A 16,485-nucleotide genomic window follows, 5' to 3' on the forward strand; every position below is an offset into this window, starting at 1 on the left:
CATCTTCCAGACTCGATTCTTTTCTGCGATTTAAACAGAGAATGATAGCAATCATTCATCCGATCCAAACAAGAAGAATTCACTTATATATGAGTGAGGAGCATCTGATCGCGAGCACAGTACATACACTGTGCCGCGGTATGAGATACCCGAATTGCGACATACGAGCGCTATTCATGATATCGATTAATTAATTTTAGCGACACGTGGATATCCCGCGGGCCCGATGCGGTCCCGCAAGATACCACGGGCGCACGGCGGATGCCTTGGCACAGGGAGCCGATGAAGGACGCGGCAAGCTGCGATAATCCCCGGCGAGGAGCACACATCCTTCGACCCGGGGGTCTCCGAATGGGCGAACCCATGCACAGCAGTGTGCATATCCCCGGCCTGAACACATAGGGCCGGGGAGGACAACCCGGGGAACTGAAACATCTAAGTACCCGGAGGAGAGGAAATCAATCTCGAGACTCCCCGAGTAGCGGCGAGCGAAAGGGGACCGATGGCCAAACCGTCGAGCGGGCATACCCGGCAGGGGTTCCGCCGACGGGGTTGCAGGGCCGCGCATCCGGGGGCTGCCGCCCCCGGGCGCAGGTCCGGCTGGGGAGCGGAACGGCATGGGAGGGCCGGCCGCAGCGGGTGACAGCCCCGTACGCGAACCCAGACCGGACGGCGCGACGCGGTCCCTGAGTAGGGCCGGGCACGTGAAACCCGGTCCGAACCTGGGTGGACCACCATCCAAGCCTGAGTACTACCCTGTGACCGATAGCGCACCAGTACCGTGAGGGAAAGGTGAAAAGCACCCCGGGAGGGGAGTGAAACAGTACCTGAAACCGTGCGCCCACGAGCAGTCGGAGCACCCTTTTAGGGTGTGACGGCGTGCCTTTTGTAGAATGAGCCAGCGAGTCGCTGGCGCGGGGCGAGGTTAACCGAAAGGGAGCCGGAGCGAAAGCGAGCCTTAACAGGGCGACTTGAGTCCCGCGCCGCGGACGCGAAGCCGGGTGAGCTATCCGTGGGCAGGCTGAAGCGGGGGTAAGACCCCGTGGAGGGCCGAACGCACGTCGGTTGAAAACGGCGGCGATGACCTGCGGATAGGGGTGAAAGGCCAATCAAACCCGGAGATATCTCGTTCTCCCCGAAATAGCTTTAGGGCTAGCGTCGCGCGTTCACCGCCGGAGGTAGAGCACCGGATGGACGAGGGGGCTTCGCCGCCTACCGAATCCAACCGAACTCCGAATGCCGGCGGCCCAGAGCGCGGCAGTCAGAGCATGTGGGCTAAGCTGTGTGCTCGAGAGGGAAACAGCCCGGACCGCCCGCTAAGGTCCCCAAGTTCCAGCCGAGTGGCAAAGGATGTGCGTCCGCCCAGACAACCAGGATGTTGGCTTAGAAGCAGCCATGCATTCAAAGAGTGCGTAACAGCTCACTGGTCGAGTGGACATGCGCCGACAATACACGGGGCTAAGCTGGACACCGAAGCGGCGGGATTTTATTCATTAGAATCGGTAGGGGAGCTTCCCATGGGCGGAGAAGCCGTCAGGGCGACCGACGGTGGAGCGCATGGGAGTGAGAATGCTGGCATGAGTAGCGAGAGACGAGAGAGTAACTCGTCCGCCGTGAACCCGAGGTTTCCTGGGCAAGGCTAATCCTCCCAGGGTCAGTCGGGGGCTAAGGCGAGGCCGGGAGGCGTAGCCGACGCGCAGCAGGCAGACATTCCTGCACCGCGCACGCGGCGCTACGACCGACGGGGCGACGGATGGGGGTGGCTCGGCGGGGTTCTGGACGTCCCCGTGATGGAGCGCGGCCCGCGGACCAGGGAAATCCGGTCCGCAGAAGGGCGAGGCTCCGGACGAAGCGACTGAGCGAAGCGAGTGAGCCCGAGGTCCCTAGAAAAACCCCTAGGCAGGCGCGTGCGCGCCCGTACCGCAAACCGACACAGGTGGGTGGGTAGAACATACCGAGGCGATCGGGTCAACCATGGTCAAGGAACTCGGCACAATGGCCCCGTAACTTCGGGAGAAGGGGTGCCCGCGCGTACGTGAACCGGCTTGCCCGGGGAGCGGAGGCGGGCCGCAGTGGAGAGGCCCAAGCGACTGTTTACCAAAAACACAGGACTCTGCAGAAGCCGCAAGGCGACGTATAGGGTCTGACGCCTGCCCGGTGCCGGAAGGTCACGCGGAGGGGTTAGCCGTTAAGGCGAGGCCCCGAAGCCAAGCCCCGGTAAACGGCGGCCGTAACTATAACGGTCCTAAGGTAGCGAAATTCCTTGTCGGGTAAGTTCCGACCTGCACGAAAGGCGCAACGACTTGGGCGCTGTCTCGACCATGGACCCGGTGAAATTGCACTGGTCGTGAAGATGCGACTTACCCGCGGAAGGACGGAAAGACCCCGTGAACCTTCACTGCAGCTTGGCATTGGCCGCTGGTCCCGCGTGTAGAGGATAGGCAGGAGGCATCGATCCGGAGGCGCCAGCCCCCGGGGAGCCGCCCTTGGAATACTGCCCTCGCGCGACCGGCGTCCTAACCCGAGGCCGTCAACCGGCTCGGGGACCGTGCCAGGCGGGCAGTTTGACTGGGGCGGTCGCCTCCTAAAGGGTAACGGAGGCGCGCGAAGGTCCGCTCGGGACGGTCGGCAACCGTCCTTTTGAATGCAAGAGTACAAGCGGGCTTGACTGCGAGGCCCACAAGCCGAGCAGGTGCGAAAGCAGGCTCTAGTGATCCGGCGGCCCCGAGTGGGTGGGCCGTCGCTCAACGGATAAAAGGTACTCCGGGGATAACAGGCTGATCTTGCCCAAGAGTCCACATCGACGGCAAGGTTTGGCACCTCGATGTCGGCTCATCGCATCCTGGGGCTGGAGCAGGTCCCAAGGGTACGGCTGTTCGCCGTTTAAAGCGGTACGCGAGCTGGGTTCAGAACGTCGTGAGACAGTTCGGTCCCTATCCTCCGTGGGCGCAGGAGAATCGATGGAGGCTGCCCCCAGTACGAGAGGACCGGGGTGGACGCACCTCCGGTGAACCGGTTGTCGACCAACGGCACGGCCGGGTAGCCGCGTGCGGCGCGGATAACCGCTGAAGGCATCTAAGCGGGAAGCCGTTCCAGGGATTAGTTCTCCTTCCGGTAAGGGCCCAGGTAGACTACCTGGTCGATAGACGGCAGGTGCAAGGACGGCGACGTCCTCAGCCGAGCCGCACTAATCGCCCGAGCTCTTCCGGAACCGCACCTCGCGGCCCGCGGGACTGAGCGCTCACGCGCGGTCCGGGCACGAGGATGCCCCCGAGTCACTCCCCCCTATACGCCATGCGGCCCCCAGGGCACGTGTATGAGACACCCGGACACCGAAGATACGGTGGGTGCCGCCCACCGGTCAGCGGCCAGAGCATGGGGGGCACGCCCGGTCCCGTTCCGAACCCGGAAGCTAAGCCCCATCGCGCCGAGAGTACTGCGGGGTCAGCCCGTGGGAGGCCAGGGCGCCGCTGACCGGTGGACGGCACCGAGCCGCCATTGGGAATGTAGAAGGGGGAGGCCTCGCGGCCTCCCCCTTTTTTGCGTTATATACAAGCTGTCCCTTGTGAACGGGCCCTTCTTTTGACTCTCTTACTGTTTGGCTGTTTTTTGAACTGTCGCTTTGTATTTGCGCGATAATATCTCGCATTGACGTTAGGGAGGGCTTGATGTTTACCGTTTTTGTTTTGGGCAATATTGCTTCGGGTAAATCGACTGCCTGCCGCTATCTGGAATCTCGCGGAGCCCTGCTTATCGATTTAGACGTTCTTGCCAAATCGCTGTACGTGCCGGGGTCGGATATCGTCAATGCTCTTGCTGAAGAGTTTGGCTGGGATATTTTGGACGAGGAGGGCGGCGTTCGAAGTAACATCCTCGCTTCTCGAGCTTTTGCCTCTCCTGATGCGGTTGCAAGGCTCAATAGCATTGTGCACCCCGTTCTCATTGAGCAGCTTTCGCTGAGGATTCTCGATCCTGTCTGCTGTACGGTTTCGACTCCTCGCTATCCCTTTGCGGCGGTCGAAGTATCTGCTCCAGCTGGCTTTGAGGACGCCTTTGGCCTTGCGGATGAAATTATGGTTGTTAGCGCTCCTTTGGAGGTCCGTCGCGAACGCGCTATTCACCGTGGTATGGAGGCATCCGATTTTGATGCTCGCTGTGCTTGCCAGCCCGATGAGTCTTCGCTTTGCAGTCTAGCCACTACCGTGATTGATAACGCGGCGGGCGATAGCTCGCTCTTTGTACAACTGGACGCATGGCTTGCCCGCCATGGCCTTATGGACGCTACGGATAAGGGGACGACAGATGCCTAAGACGCGCTTCTTTACGTGGTATCGCCTTGTGCCCCTGACTGTCGTTTTCGTCTTTGGCCTTATCTCGCTCGTTTACTCGTGTGCTCCCGCCGCTTTCTTTAAACCGTTCTATCCGATTGACTATGAGGCGTATGTAAAGCAGTCCAGCATTTCGCATAATCTCGATCCGTATCTGGTATGTGCCGTCATCAAGTCGGAATCAAACTGGGATCCCGAGGCGGAATCAAACCAGGGCGCCCAAGGTCTCATGCAACTTATGCCCGAAACCGCTCAGGATATGATCGCCAAGGGCCTTGTCGACGGGGACGAGTATTCTGCCGATAACCTGAATGACCCCGCTTCGAATATTGAATTTGGGTGCGCATATCTCTCGTACCTGCTGACATATTTCAATGGCTCGACGGATAGCGCTATTGCTGCTTACAATGCCGGAATGGGCAATGTCGATGGGTGGGCGCAGCAAAACACATCGCTCCATAACGCGATTACCTTCCCCGAGACGCAAGCTTATTTGATTCGTGTCAATAATGCCTGGGTTCGCTATAAGACCCTCTATCCCGACCGGTTCGTATAGGACTATGCCTGCCGCCTGCGTATACTGCAGATGTATGAGTTAGGAGTATCCATGGCGGATTTTGAAGTTGAGCGTGTTGGCGGAGAGCTCAAACGCTTTGGCGTTGAGGGCTCTGAGGTGCCGTTTGAGGTCGTGTCTCCCTATGAGCCTGCAGGTTCCCAGCCAAAGGCCATTGAGTCGCTTGTGCAGGGTGTGAGGGACGGAGACCGCTATCAGGTTTTGCTGGGCGTAACCGGCTCGGGCAAGACCTTTACCATGGCCAAGACCATCGAAGCTCTCGGTAAGCCAACGCTGGTCATGGCCCCCAACAAAACCCTCGCCGCCCAGCTCGCGAGCGAGCTCAAAGAATTCTTTCCCAACAACGCCGTGGTCTACTTCGTCTCGTACTACGACTACTATCAGCCCGAGGCATATGTACCGCAGAGTGATACGTATATCGAGAAAGACTCCTCGATTAACGAGGAGGTCGAGATGCTGCGCCATCAGGCGACGGCATCGCTGCTTTCTCGACGGGATGTGATTGTCGTCGCATCGGTCTCGTGCATCTATGGCATCGGTTCTCCCGAGGACTATGCGGGCCTGGCGCCGAACGTCGATAAGAAGGTGCCGCTCGAGCGCGACGACTTCATCCATGCGCTCATTGACATTCAATACGACCGCAATGACTATGACCTGGCACGTGGCACCTTCCGCGTGCGCGGCGATGTTGTCGACGTATATCCGCCCTATGCCGAGCATCCGTTGCGCTTTGAGTTCTTTGGCGACGAGGTCGAGCTGATTGCCGAGATCGATGAGGTCACCGGCGAAATGCTACGTGAGTACGAAGCGATTCCCGTGTGGCCGGCTTCGCACTACGTGACCGAGAAGCCAAAGGTCAAGGCGGCCCTGAAATCAATCAGCGAAGAGTGCGAGAAGCGCGTGGCGGAGCTCAAGGCGACCGACAAGTTGCTCGAGGCGCAACGTCTGCAGCAGCGGACCGATTATGACCTCGAGATGCTCGAGACGATGGGCTTTTGCAACGGCATCGAAAACTACTCGCGCCATCTGGATGGACGTAAGCCGGGTGAACCGCCGTTTACCTTGATTGACTACTTCCCCAAGGATATGCTTTGCATCATCGACGAGAGCCATGTGACGGTGCCGCAGATTCGCGGTATGCACGAAGGCGACCGTTCGCGCAAAGTTACGCTTGTTGAGCATGGTTTTCGTCTTCCGTCGGCGCTCGATAACCGCCCGCTTCGTTTCGATGAGTTTGAGGCGAGGATTCCGCAGTTCATTTACGTCTCGGCCACGCCAGGCGACTATGAGTTGCGTGTGAGTCAAAACGATGTTGAACAGATCATTCGACCGACCGGCCTGCTCGATCCCAAAATCGACGTTCGTCCGGTCCGAGGCCAGATTGACGATCTTGAGGACGAGATTCGCGAGCGCGTGGCCCGTAAGGAGCGCGTGCTGGTGACCACGCTGACCAAGCGCATGGCCGAGGATCTGACCGATCACCTGCTCGATGCCGGCATTAAGGTCAACTACATGCACTCCGATACAGCGACGATGGACCGTGTCGAGATCCTGCGAACGCTGCGCGAGGGAAAGATTGATGTTCTCGTTGGCATCAACCTGCTCCGCGAGGGTCTGGATCTCCCCGAGGTCTCGCTGGTGGCAATTCTCGACGCTGACAAGGAAGGCTTCTTGCGCAATCGCCGTTCGTTGATTCAGACGATTGGCCGTGCGGCCCGTAATGCCGACGGCGAGGTCATCATGTATGCAGACGTTGTGACCGATTCGATGAAAGAAGCCATCGAGGAGACGCAGCGCCGTCGCGAGATTCAGATGGCATATAACGAAGAGCATGGCATTGTGCCCAAGACGGTCCGCAAGGCCATTAACGACATTTCGAGCTTTATTGCCGAGGCCGAAAAGACTGTGGGTTCCAAGGGGCGCTCGAAGGGCGACTCCCTTGGCCATGGCGCATTCTATACGCCCGATGAGTCGGGCGAGGGCGGCGTGCCGGAAACGGTGGCACCCGAGCAGACACTTGCGGAGCAGTTGGAAGAACTGCCGCATGACGAGCTTGTGCGGATCGTCGAAACCATGGAAGAGGATATGCGCAACGCTTCTGCCGCCATGGACTTTGAGGAGGCGGCGCGCCTGCGCGATGCTGTCGTTCAGATTCGGGCGATGCTCGAGGGTGCGTCTGAGGACGAGACGATCGAGCGCTTACGTTCGCAGGCCCGCAAGGGTTCCACGTTCGCATCGGGCAGAAAACGCCAGGGTGCACGGTTTAAGAAATAGCGAACAGGCCCCGAGTTCCCTGTGGAGCTCGGGGCCTGTGTCTTTTGCGTGCTGGAATTCGTGCGCTAGAGGTCTGCGATCAGGGCTTCGGCGCAACGGATGCCATCGGTAGCTGCGCTCATGATTCCTCCGGCATATCCGGCCCCCTCGCCGCAAGGGTAGAGCCCCGGGGTCGATACAGCGTGGCATTGACGGTCTCGAGTAACGGTGACCGGAGAGCTCGAGCGTGTCTCAACACCGGTGAGGACGGCATCGGGATGGTCGTAGCCACGCAGTTTTTTGCCGAGTAAGGGAATTCCCAGACGAAGCGACTCGATGATATGTTGCGGCAATGACTCATCGATTGCTGTCCAAGTCACGCCGAGCGGATAGGTGGGCTTTACCTTGCCGCATGTCGTGCTGGCGCGTTCTGCAAGGAAATCGCCGACGAGCTGTGCCGGTGCGTTCCAGTTGGAGCCGCCAAGGCGATAGGCAGCCCGCTCGCAAATGCGCTGGAGTTCTACGCCTGCAAGAGGATCGTCGCTGGGGAGATCGTCGGGCGTGACGTTAACGAGGAGAGCGGCGTTTGCGTTGCGGCCGGCGCGGGCGTTGAGACTGGCGCCGTTGACGCACAGATGGCCGGGCTCTGAAGAGGCTGCGACAACCTGTCCGCCAGGACACATGCAGAATGAGAATACGCTGCGGCCGTTGGGAAGATGGGTAACGAGCTTATAGGGGGCTGCTCCGAGCGCGGGATGACCCGCCGCGGGGCCATATTGCGCCCGATCGATATCACACTGCGGGTGTTCGATGCGAACGCCCATGGCAAACGTCTTTTGAGCGAGGGCGACATCATGGGTTTTGAGAACCTCGAATACGTCGCGGGCAGAATGACCGCAAGCAAGGATGAGATGCTTTGTGTTGATTGACTCGCTTGTCGCGTCGTGGGACGACTGGATGTCGATACCGACAATGGCGCCAGATGTGTCAGTGTGAATGTCAACGAGTTTCGTTCGATAGCGAACGGTTCCTCCGAGCTGTTCAATGCGCTGGGAGATGCTGGTAACGACGGCGGGGAGGATGTCGGAGCCAATATGCGGTTTTGCATCCCATAGAATATCGCGGGGAGCGCCCGCTTCGACGAAGGTCTCGAGGATAAGGCGATGGGCGGGATTTTTGGTTCCCGTATTGAGCTTGCCGTCCGAGAAGGTCCCCGCGCCGCCCAGACCAAACTGGATATTGCTCTCGGGGTCGAGGATGCGCTCCTTTAGAAAGAGGTCGATCGCATGTGAGCGGCGAAATGCCGGGTCGCCGCGCTCGATGAGCAGGGGTTTAAGGCCCGCTTCGGCAAGGGTCAGGGCGGCGAAGAGACCGGCGCAACCGGCGCCGACAACGACGGGACGCCCCTTGGGTGCATTCGGGACGGGGTTGGGGAATGAAGGAGCCTCGCCGTCAACCATGCGGATGCGCGAGCGGTTGCGCTCGGCGACGCGGTCGACCACTTCCTGTTCGAGTCGGGAGCTTGTCAGCTCAACTCGAAAGCTCAAAATAAAATGAACATCTCGCTTTTTACGGGCGTCGATTGACTTGCGATGGAGCTCAATGGCTTTAATCTGGGAATCCTCGCATCGCAGGGCTCGTTTGACGGCGCGTCTGCCAATAGCAAGGCAGGCGTTTTCGTCGCCGGCCTCATCGAGCGTCGCGTTGACTTGGGTGATTTCGATCATCGAGGTCTCCTTAGAGGCAAGAAAGAGGCCGTCCGGTATCCCAGACGGCCCGAATGCGTTTTTGATTATAGACTGCGCGGCTACAGGCTGCTTGCAGCGCGAATACCCGAGATCCAGGCCCACGCAAGGTTAAAGCCTCCGCAATCGGCGTCGATGTCGAGCGCTTCTCCGCAGACGTAAAGCGGGGCGCCTGTGGTGCTGTTCACGTAAAGATTGGGTGTCGAGACGCACTCGATAGATATGCCGCCACGCGTGACCTGTGCTGAGCGCTCCTCTGCCGTCCCTTCGACGGACAGTTTAAAGTGCTTGAGGATTGAGACCAGGTGGATGACATCGCGCGAGCCGGGATGGCACCGCTCGAATGCCGTACAGACGACGTGTGAGAGCTGCGGGGCGAGCATGCCGTCAAGCCAGTGGGAGTTTCGGGGCGAAAAATCGCCGAGCACGTTGACACGCTGCTCGAGCGTATCGAGCAGCTCATCTTTGGAGAAATCTGGAAAGAAGTCGATCAGAACAGTGTCGCCCTGGTTGATACGGCGAGAGAGATTGAAGGCGGCGACGCCTGAGATGCCGAAGGCACGGAACAGCACTTCGCCATCTTCTCGCCAGAGCTCTTCGTGGCTGCGCGAGAGCGTTAAGCGGGCTCGGACGCGCAGACCATCCAGAGTTCCGAGTGCCGTCCGGTCGCCGACGACTGATGCCGATACGGGGCACAGGACGGGGCGCAGGGGCGTCAAGGGAAGGCTAAACACCTCGGCGATGCCGGTGGGGTTGCCGCCCGTAGCGATAACCACGGCCCTTGCCTGCAGGGCATCGCTCGTGCGAGGAATATCGGCTAACGCCTTTCGAAGCGAACGGAGCTCCGTCTTTCGGTCGCCGTGCTTTTTGGGTTTGAGTACATGAGCGGGACGGTCGATCTGAAGCGTCCAGCCTTCGGAAGCCTTATGAGCCGCAATGACGTTAGTTCCGCAGAGTAGGGTGATGCCCAAACGCTCGCATGCATTGAGGAGTGCATCGCGAACCGACTCGGCGCGAAGGGAGCGCGGGTATAGGCGGCCTTCCTCACGGATCGTCATGATGCCCAGCGAGGAGAAAAAACTCTCGAGATCTTGCTCGGGTTGGGGGCCCATGATGGATTCGACAAAGGCGGGGCGGTTATATCGCCGAATGTCGATGGATTCGTTTGAGAGGTTGCAGCGGCCGTTTCCGGTTGCGAGCAGCTTGAGACCGCAGGCGACGTCGCGCTCGACGACGCAGACCCTTTTGTCGACACGCGCCGCCGTAATGGCGGCGGCGAGGCCCGAGGCCCCGCCGCCGATCACCAAGACGTCATAGAAGGCGCTTGCGTTCACTTAGGCCTCGTCTGTCTTGTGCGGGGCGATGGCCTCAACGGCGGAGACGGCCTTGGGCAGCATGTCATCGGGCAGTGCGGTCTCGACTTCACCCTTATCGCAGGCCTCGGCGAGTGACGGATTGATGGGAAGCTGACCCAAGATGTCGAGGTTGTAGCGCTCGGCGACTTCGGGGAGCTTGCTCTTACCAAAGACCTCGATCTTCTTGCCGCAGTCGGGGCACTCGATATAGCTCATGTTCTCGACAATGCCCAGAATAGGGACGTTCATCTTCTCGGCCATGTTGACTGCCTTGGCGACGATCATCGAGACCAAGTCTTGCGGGCTCGTGACGATGACGATGCCATCGACGGGCAGCGATTGGAAAACGGTGAGCGCGACGTCACCCGTTCCCGGAGGCATATCGACCAGCAGGTAGTCGATGGGGCCCCACGAGGTCTCGCTCCAGAATTGCCTGATGGCGCCCGCGATAACCGGGCCACGCCAAAGGACGGGATCGGTTTCGTTTTGGAGCAACAGGTTGGAGCTCATGACCTTGACGCCGTGCTCGGAGATCTCGGGCAGCATGAGGTTGCCGAGGGCATGGACATGGCGTCCGCTCATGCCGAACATTTTGGGGATGGAGGGGCCGGTGATGTCGGCGTCGAGAATGCCAACCTTGTTGCCGCGGCGGGCGAGCTCGGTTGCGATGGCGCCCGTCACAAACGACTTGCCGACGCCTCCCTTGCCGGAAAGCACAGCGATAACGCGCTTGACCTCCGACAGCGTATTCTCTTCAAATTGCGACGGCGTTGATTGTCCGCCGGCTGCTTGTGCGTGCTCGCAACCCATGTATGACTCCTTTGTATATGTTGGGGCCGGAGCCCCGCGGTGTGACACGAGCGTCATTGTACCCTCGTTTGCGAGCGGGAGTCATTTGCGATGCATTTGGGCCGAGCGTGCTTGCAATACGATGGGTCCAAGCGAATGGGCGGGCTTACTGAACTTTGCTGGCGAACTCGAGGTATTGCATGCGCTGCAGCTTGTCGATCGTCGAGGCGTATGGGCTGTCTTCAGATTCCAAGTCGTAGCGCAGCCCGTCGGCACCAATATAGCCGGCGACATTGATGGTGGGCACATCTGACCTTGTTGCAAGCAGGGCCTTTTGATAGTCAGTGAGCGGGGCGCCGATCTTATTAAGGGTAATAGCTGCAATCTCGTTTGCCCCGACGGTGTCGTAGACGTTGAGCTCGGTATTGCCGGCGATTTCATAGTTGGCCCAGACGAAATAGGTCGACTGATAGATACGGAAAGCGTGGCTTGCCGTATCTTCCTGAGGGTACAGCTCGTCGTTGAGAGTCGTTGCGGCGCTCGGCTGATGGTCGCCAAAAAAGACAAGAACAACCGGTCTGCCGATATTGCGGAGCTCATTGATAAAGTACTCGAGGTCCCGGTCGGATGCATTGATGCAGGTGAGATAGGTATTGAGCGCGCTATTGGCGCCCTCGCTGGCTCCCTCGACCCAATAGTTTGTCAGCTCTTCGGCGGGAACGGTGCCATAGTCGTAGCCGCCGTGATTTTGCATCGTGACGTCAAAGATGAACTGCGGGGCTTCGTCGGTTCTGAGCAGGTCGAGTATCTTGTCGTAGGTGGCGTAGTCGCATACGCCGGCATGGTAATAGGGCGCACCTTCGAAATCGCCGATTGAAAGAAAGTCTCCAAAACCCAGCTGCTGATAGATTTTATCTCGATGGTAGTTGACGGGGTTTTGCGGGTGCATAGCGGTAGTGGTATACCCAAGCTCTTTAAGGTCCTTTGCCAGGCTGTTGACACTATTCATCTGATACAGCTGATAGGGGATTTTGCCTAATCCGACAAAGGCCGTTGTCGCTCCGGTCAAAAATTCGAATTCGGAGTTCGCCGTTCCGCCACCGGTGACCGAAGCGAGCATGGTGCCGCGAACAAGTGTGTCGGGAAGCGAGTTGTAGAATGCGGGACCGGTGTACCCGGCCGCCTGGAGCTGCTCAAAGCACGAAAGGTCGCTAAAACTCTCGTTCATGACGGCAACAATCGTCGGCTTGATTTCATTGAACTGGGCAACGGCCGCCGCGCGCTGCTCGCTCGAGCCATACGTGCTGTCGTAGGCGGCGGCGAGCTCCCGTTCGATGCTCTGCGCCTCATCGGGCGTATAGTCTTCGGGCTTTTCAATGGGCAACTCGTTGACCATTTCGGTGAACGAAGTGATAAAACCCTGAGACGCATACGTGGTGATGGGCTGCCAACGGTCAAATCCAAAATCCAGCGACTGCTCCAAGTCGATGTTGGAAAAGCCCAAGAGCCCCACAACGGTCACTAGCAGAAAAGCGCAGAGGTTAGCGGCGATTGCGGGGAAGACATGGGCGGGCGTACGGAGCTTTCGCGGTCGGATAAGCGAAAGAAGCCCCAGGGAAATCTCCAGCAGGGCGAGTGAGGTTACGATTCCTGCAGTGAAGGTGAACTCATATCCCTCACTTACTTCCATTGCGGTGCCCAATGCCAAAATGTCGCTCGGCAGGATGGCCTCGCCTTTAAACGTTATGACGAAGTGCTCGGCAATGCCAAGGGTGCAACAGACGACGGGCACGAGGGCCATGACGCCTCCATGACGCTGTCCCAGCAAATAAAGGGAGAGCAGAACCGTCGCGAGCAGCCCAACGGAAAACCCGAATGAGTTGGCGGGAATGCGATAGAACGTTTCGTTGCAGGCAATTTCGAGTGAAACGAACGAGAGCGCTGAAACAGCGGCGACGACAAGGATGTCGCGGCAAATACAGGCAACCGTTCCCGTCGCAAGATCGGTTTGGTCGATAAGTCCCGAAACCAAGGGCTCGACAAGAAGTATGACGGCGGCAGCACCGAGCGCCGAATAAGAAAGGACCCATAGGGAACAGTCCTCATTTACGAGCAATTGATTCGTAATCCATGCAGCTACCATGCCGAGCGGGATGAGGAGCATCGCGCACCAAAAGACGCGGGCAATGGGCGGTTTTTCGTTGTGTCTGATTGAAAAATACACGCGCACGACGACGGCGGCCACGATAAGGACGGCGATGAATATGGGCAGATTGGCCATGCCACTCGAAGTGATTTCAAGGGGGATATCTTCGGTCATGGACGTTCCTCTGTTACAGCAAATTAAGTTCAGTTTTAGATTACTCTAACCTTTCCACGGCATTTCGAGAAACAAAGCACCCGACACGCAAAGCAAAAGGTCTGCGAATCTTGTATTACGAACATCTGTGCGCGTTGAGTGCGTTAAACTCATCGACAGTGTGATTTGAGGTTATAGGAGGCAAGGAGCTTCCATGTCTGATTCTTCTATCGTTATCCGTGGTGCGCGCGAACACAACCTGCGCAATATCGATGTTTCCATCCCGCGCGACGAGCTCGTGGTCATTACCGGTCTTTCGGGCTCGGGCAAGAGCTCGCTGGCGTTTGACACGATCTATGCCGAGGGTCAGCGTCGCTACGTGGAAAGCCTGTCGAGTTATGCGCGCCAGTTTTTAGGCCAGATGGACAAGCCCGATCTAGACTCGATCGACGGCCTTTCGCCGGCCGTCTCGATCGATCAGAAGACGACGTCCAAGAATCCGCGCTCGACGGTGGGTACTGTAACTGAGATTTATGACTACCTTCGCTTGCTTTTTGCACGCGTGGGCACGCCACACTGCCCCGAGTGCGGTCGCGTTATCGAACGCCAGACCACCGACCAGGTCGCCGATAAGGTCCTGGCAGCGGGAGAGGGTCGTCGTGCGTTTGTGCTGGCACCGGTGGTGCGCGGGCGCAAAGGCGAGTACGCAAAATTGTTCGAGGATCTTCGGGCTGAGGGCTTTAGCCGCGTGCGTGTCGACGGCGAAGTACGCTCGCTCGACGACCCCATCGATCTGGACAAAAAGTTCAAGCACGATATCGAGGTCGTAGTCGACCGCATCGTGATTCGGGAAAACTCTCTGGGCCGTATCGCCGAGTCGGTTGAACAGGCGACTGCCTTGGCACACGGCAATGTGAACGTGTACATGCTGCCCGATCGCGATGCTCCCGAGGGAACCGAGGGCGAGCTGCTGGAGTATTCGTTGGCTCTGGCGTGCCCGGAGCACGGGCACTCCATCGACGACCTACAACCCCGCGACTTTTCGTTCAACGCGCCCTATGGTGCGTGTCCCGAGTGCGATGGTCTGGGCTTTAAGAAAACGGTCGATGCCGAGGCGCTGATTGAGGACCCGTCGAAGTCGATTGCCGATGGGGTCTTTGGAAGCCTGTTCGGCAATTCGAACTACTACCCCCAGATCTTCGCCGCGGTCTGTAAGCACTTTAAGGTGAGCGCGGATACACCGTGGGAAGACCTACCTCCGCGAGTGCGCCGTGCATTTTTGGATGGCATGGGCGACAAGAAGATTTCGGTGGACTATCAAAAGCTCGACGGTCGTCGCAGCCAGTGGGACACCAAGTTTTCGGGCGTGCGCAATATCCTGTACGAGCGCTATACCGAGACGACCAACGAGAACACTAAGGCGCGCCTGGAGAAGTACATTCGCGAGGAGCCGTGTTCGAGCTGCCATGGTGCTCGCCTGCGCCCCGAGATGCTCGCCGTCACCGTGGGCGGCAAGTCCATTTATGAGGTTTGTTGCCTGTCGTGCCGCGAGTCGCTCGAGTTTTTTGAGGACCTTGAGCTCACCGAGCGTCAACAATTCATCGGCGGTCGTATCGTCAAGGAAATCCTGGAACGCTTGCGTTTTCTGGTTGATGTCGGCCTTGATTATCTGACGCTCGATCGTGCTTCGGCGACGCTTTCCGGCGGTGAGGCGCAGCGCATTCGCCTGGCTACGCAGATCGGTGCGGGCCTCATGGGCGTTCTCTATATTCTGGACGAGCCTTCGATTGGTCTTCACCAGCGCGACAACGAGCGGCTGATTAAGACACTCGAGCGCCTGCGCGATATCGGCAACACCGTTATCGTCGTTGAACACGATGAGGACACGATTCGCGCTGCCGACTATGTGATCGATATGGGGCCAGGCGCGGGCGTCAACGGCGGGCACGTGGTCGCCGCGGGAACGCCTGCCGATATCATGGCGTGCCCCGATTCCATGACGGGTGCTTATTTGACCGGCAAGCGGATGATCCGCGTGCCAGACGAGCGCCGCAAGCCCGGCCGCGGCTGCCTTAAGATCACGGGCGCCCGCGCCAACAACCTCAAAAACGTTACCGCCAAGATTGAGTTCGGTACGCTCACAGTCGTTACCGGTGTTTCGGGATCGGGCAAGAGCTCCCTGGTCACCGATACGATTGCGCCCGCGCTTACGAATGCCATCCACCGTTCGACGCGTCCCGTGGGTCCGTACAAGAAGATTGAGGGCATCGAGTGCATCGATAAGGTGATCGACATTGACCAGTCGCCGATCGGTCGCACGCCGCGTTCGAACCCTGCGACCTATATTGGCCTGTGGGATGATCTGCGCGCGCTGTTTGCGAGCACGCCGGAGTCGAAGGCGCGTGGCTACTCGCCGGGACGCTTCTCCTTTAATGTGAGCGGCGGACGCTGCGAGGCGTGCAAGGGCGACGGCCAGATCAAGATTGAGATGCACTTTCTTCCCGATATTTATGTTCCCTGCGAGGCTTGTGGCGGCAAGCGCTATAACCGCGAGACGCTCGAGGTTACCTATCGTGGCAAGACTATCTCGGACGTACTTGACATGAGCGTGGCCGAGGCACTGGCTTTCTTTGGGAATATTCCGCAGATCAAGCGAAAGCTTCAAACCCTGTATGACGTCGGCCTAGGTTATGTGAGCTTGGGCCAGCCCGCCACGACGCTCTCGGGTGGTGAGGCGCAGCGCGTAAAGCTCGCCAAGGAGCTTCATCGCCGTCAGACGGGTAAGACGTTCTATATTTTGGACGAGCCTACGACCGGTCTTCATTTTGAGGACGTTCGCCAGTTACTTGATGTGTTGCAGCGTCTAGTCGATGCGGGCAATACGGTGTTGGTGATCGAGCACAACCTCGATGTCATCAAGGTCGCCGACCGTCTGATCGATATGGGTCCCGAGGGTGGCAACGGTGGCGGAACTGTCGTGGTCTCGGGTACGCCAGAGCAGGTTGCGGCATGCCCGCAGAGCTATACCGGCAAGTTCTTGGCGCCGTTGCTCAAACGCGATAAGGAGCGTCAAGCGCAACTCGATGCCTAATACATAGGTGTTTTTGAAACATGAGCGCCGCCGATTCCTTGCGATTCGGTG

Annotated in this window: 8 protein-coding genes and 2 rRNA genes; 6 read left to right on the forward strand and 4 right to left on the reverse strand. The window is 58.8% G+C overall.

Going from position 1 to position 16,485, the window contains the following annotated elements; all coding sequences use genetic code 11:
• The first annotated feature begins 234 nt into the window (after nucleotides 1-234).
• The 5 genes from ACGHEN_RS03125 (at nucleotide 235) to uvrB (ending at nucleotide 7,176) form a co-directional block, all read left to right on the forward strand.
• Nucleotides 235-3,211: ribosomal RNA gene (locus ACGHEN_RS03125) — 23S ribosomal RNA — on the forward strand.
• 149 nt (nucleotides 3,212-3,360) lie between these two features.
• Nucleotides 3,361-3,476, forward strand: a 5S ribosomal RNA gene (gene rrf, locus ACGHEN_RS03130).
• A 192-nt stretch (nucleotides 3,477-3,668) separates the two neighbouring features.
• On the forward strand, nucleotides 3,669-4,310 hold the full coding sequence (coaE, locus tag ACGHEN_RS03135; RefSeq protein WP_118081915.1) for a dephospho-CoA kinase: 642 nt from the start codon (nucleotides 3,669-3,671) through the stop codon (nucleotides 4,308-4,310).
• Nucleotides 4,303-4,884, forward strand: a complete 582-nt coding sequence (locus tag ACGHEN_RS03140; RefSeq protein ID WP_118081917.1) for a lytic transglycosylase domain-containing protein — start codon at nucleotides 4,303-4,305, stop codon at nucleotides 4,882-4,884. Before coaE ends, ACGHEN_RS03140 begins: the two co-directional genes overlap by 8 nt.
• Nucleotides 4,885-4,935: 51 nt before the next feature.
• A complete protein-coding gene (gene uvrB, locus ACGHEN_RS03145; RefSeq protein ID WP_118081919.1) occupies nucleotides 4,936-7,176 on the forward strand; it encodes an excinuclease ABC subunit UvrB in 2,241 nt (746 codons plus the stop codon).
• A 65-nt stretch (nucleotides 7,177-7,241) separates the two neighbouring features.
• Here uvrB and ACGHEN_RS03150 read toward each other — a convergent pair whose 3' ends face one another.
• The 4 genes from ACGHEN_RS03150 to ACGHEN_RS03165 form a co-directional block, all read right to left on the reverse strand.
• A complete protein-coding gene (locus ACGHEN_RS03150; RefSeq protein WP_118081921.1) occupies nucleotides 7,242-8,882 on the reverse strand; it encodes an NAD(P)/FAD-dependent oxidoreductase in 1,641 nt (546 codons plus the stop codon).
• An 80-nt stretch (nucleotides 8,883-8,962) separates the two neighbouring features.
• Nucleotides 8,963-10,234 carry an NAD(P)/FAD-dependent oxidoreductase gene (locus tag ACGHEN_RS03155; protein WP_390397277.1) on the reverse strand — a complete coding sequence of 424 codons (1,272 nt, stop codon included), beginning with the start codon at nucleotides 10,232-10,234 and terminating at the stop codon, nucleotides 8,963-8,965.
• On the reverse strand, nucleotides 10,235-11,065 hold the full coding sequence (locus ACGHEN_RS03160; protein WP_250787734.1) for an Mrp/NBP35 family ATP-binding protein: 831 nt from the start codon (nucleotides 11,063-11,065) through the stop codon (nucleotides 10,235-10,237).
• Nucleotides 11,066-11,210: 145 nt separating this feature from the next.
• Nucleotides 11,211-13,364, reverse strand: coding sequence for an LTA synthase family protein (locus ACGHEN_RS03165; protein WP_390397279.1), 2,154 nt, complete (start codon nucleotides 13,362-13,364; stop codon nucleotides 11,211-11,213).
• 193 nt (nucleotides 13,365-13,557) lie between these two features.
• Here ACGHEN_RS03165 and uvrA point away from each other — a divergent pair, with 193 nt between their 5' ends.
• Nucleotides 13,558-16,434, forward strand: coding sequence for an excinuclease ABC subunit UvrA (uvrA, locus tag ACGHEN_RS03170; RefSeq protein WP_118081930.1), 2,877 nt, complete (start codon nucleotides 13,558-13,560; stop codon nucleotides 16,432-16,434).
• Nucleotides 16,435-16,485: the final 51 nt, after the last annotated feature.

The organism is Collinsella sp. i06-0019-1H4 (genome assembly GCF_042849575.1).
Lineage (GTDB): Bacteria > Actinomycetota > Coriobacteriia > Coriobacteriales > Coriobacteriaceae > Collinsella.

Excerpts from the sequence above, each read along its gene's own strand:
- ACGHEN_RS03140 (WP_118081917.1), top strand. The coding sequence starts at position 4,303 with ATGCCTAAGACGCGCTTCTTTACGTGGTATCGCCTTGTGCCCCTGACT.
- coaE (WP_118081915.1), top strand. The coding sequence starts at position 3,669 with ATGTTTACCGTTTTTGTTTTGGGCAATATTGCTTCGGGTAAATCGACT.
- ACGHEN_RS03160 (WP_250787734.1), bottom strand. The coding sequence starts at position 11,065 with ATGGGTTGCGAGCACGCACAAGCAGCCGGCGGACAATCAACGCCGTCG.
- uvrB (WP_118081919.1), top strand. The coding sequence starts at position 4,936 with ATGGCGGATTTTGAAGTTGAGCGTGTTGGCGGAGAGCTCAAACGCTTT.
- uvrA (WP_118081930.1), top strand. The coding sequence starts at position 13,558 with ATGTCTGATTCTTCTATCGTTATCCGTGGTGCGCGCGAACACAACCTG.
- ACGHEN_RS03150 (WP_118081921.1), bottom strand. The coding sequence starts at position 8,882 with ATGATCGAAATCACCCAAGTCAACGCGACGCTCGATGAGGCCGGCGAC.
- ACGHEN_RS03165 (WP_390397279.1), bottom strand. The coding sequence starts at position 13,364 with ATGACCGAAGATATCCCCCTTGAAATCACTTCGAGTGGCATGGCCAAT.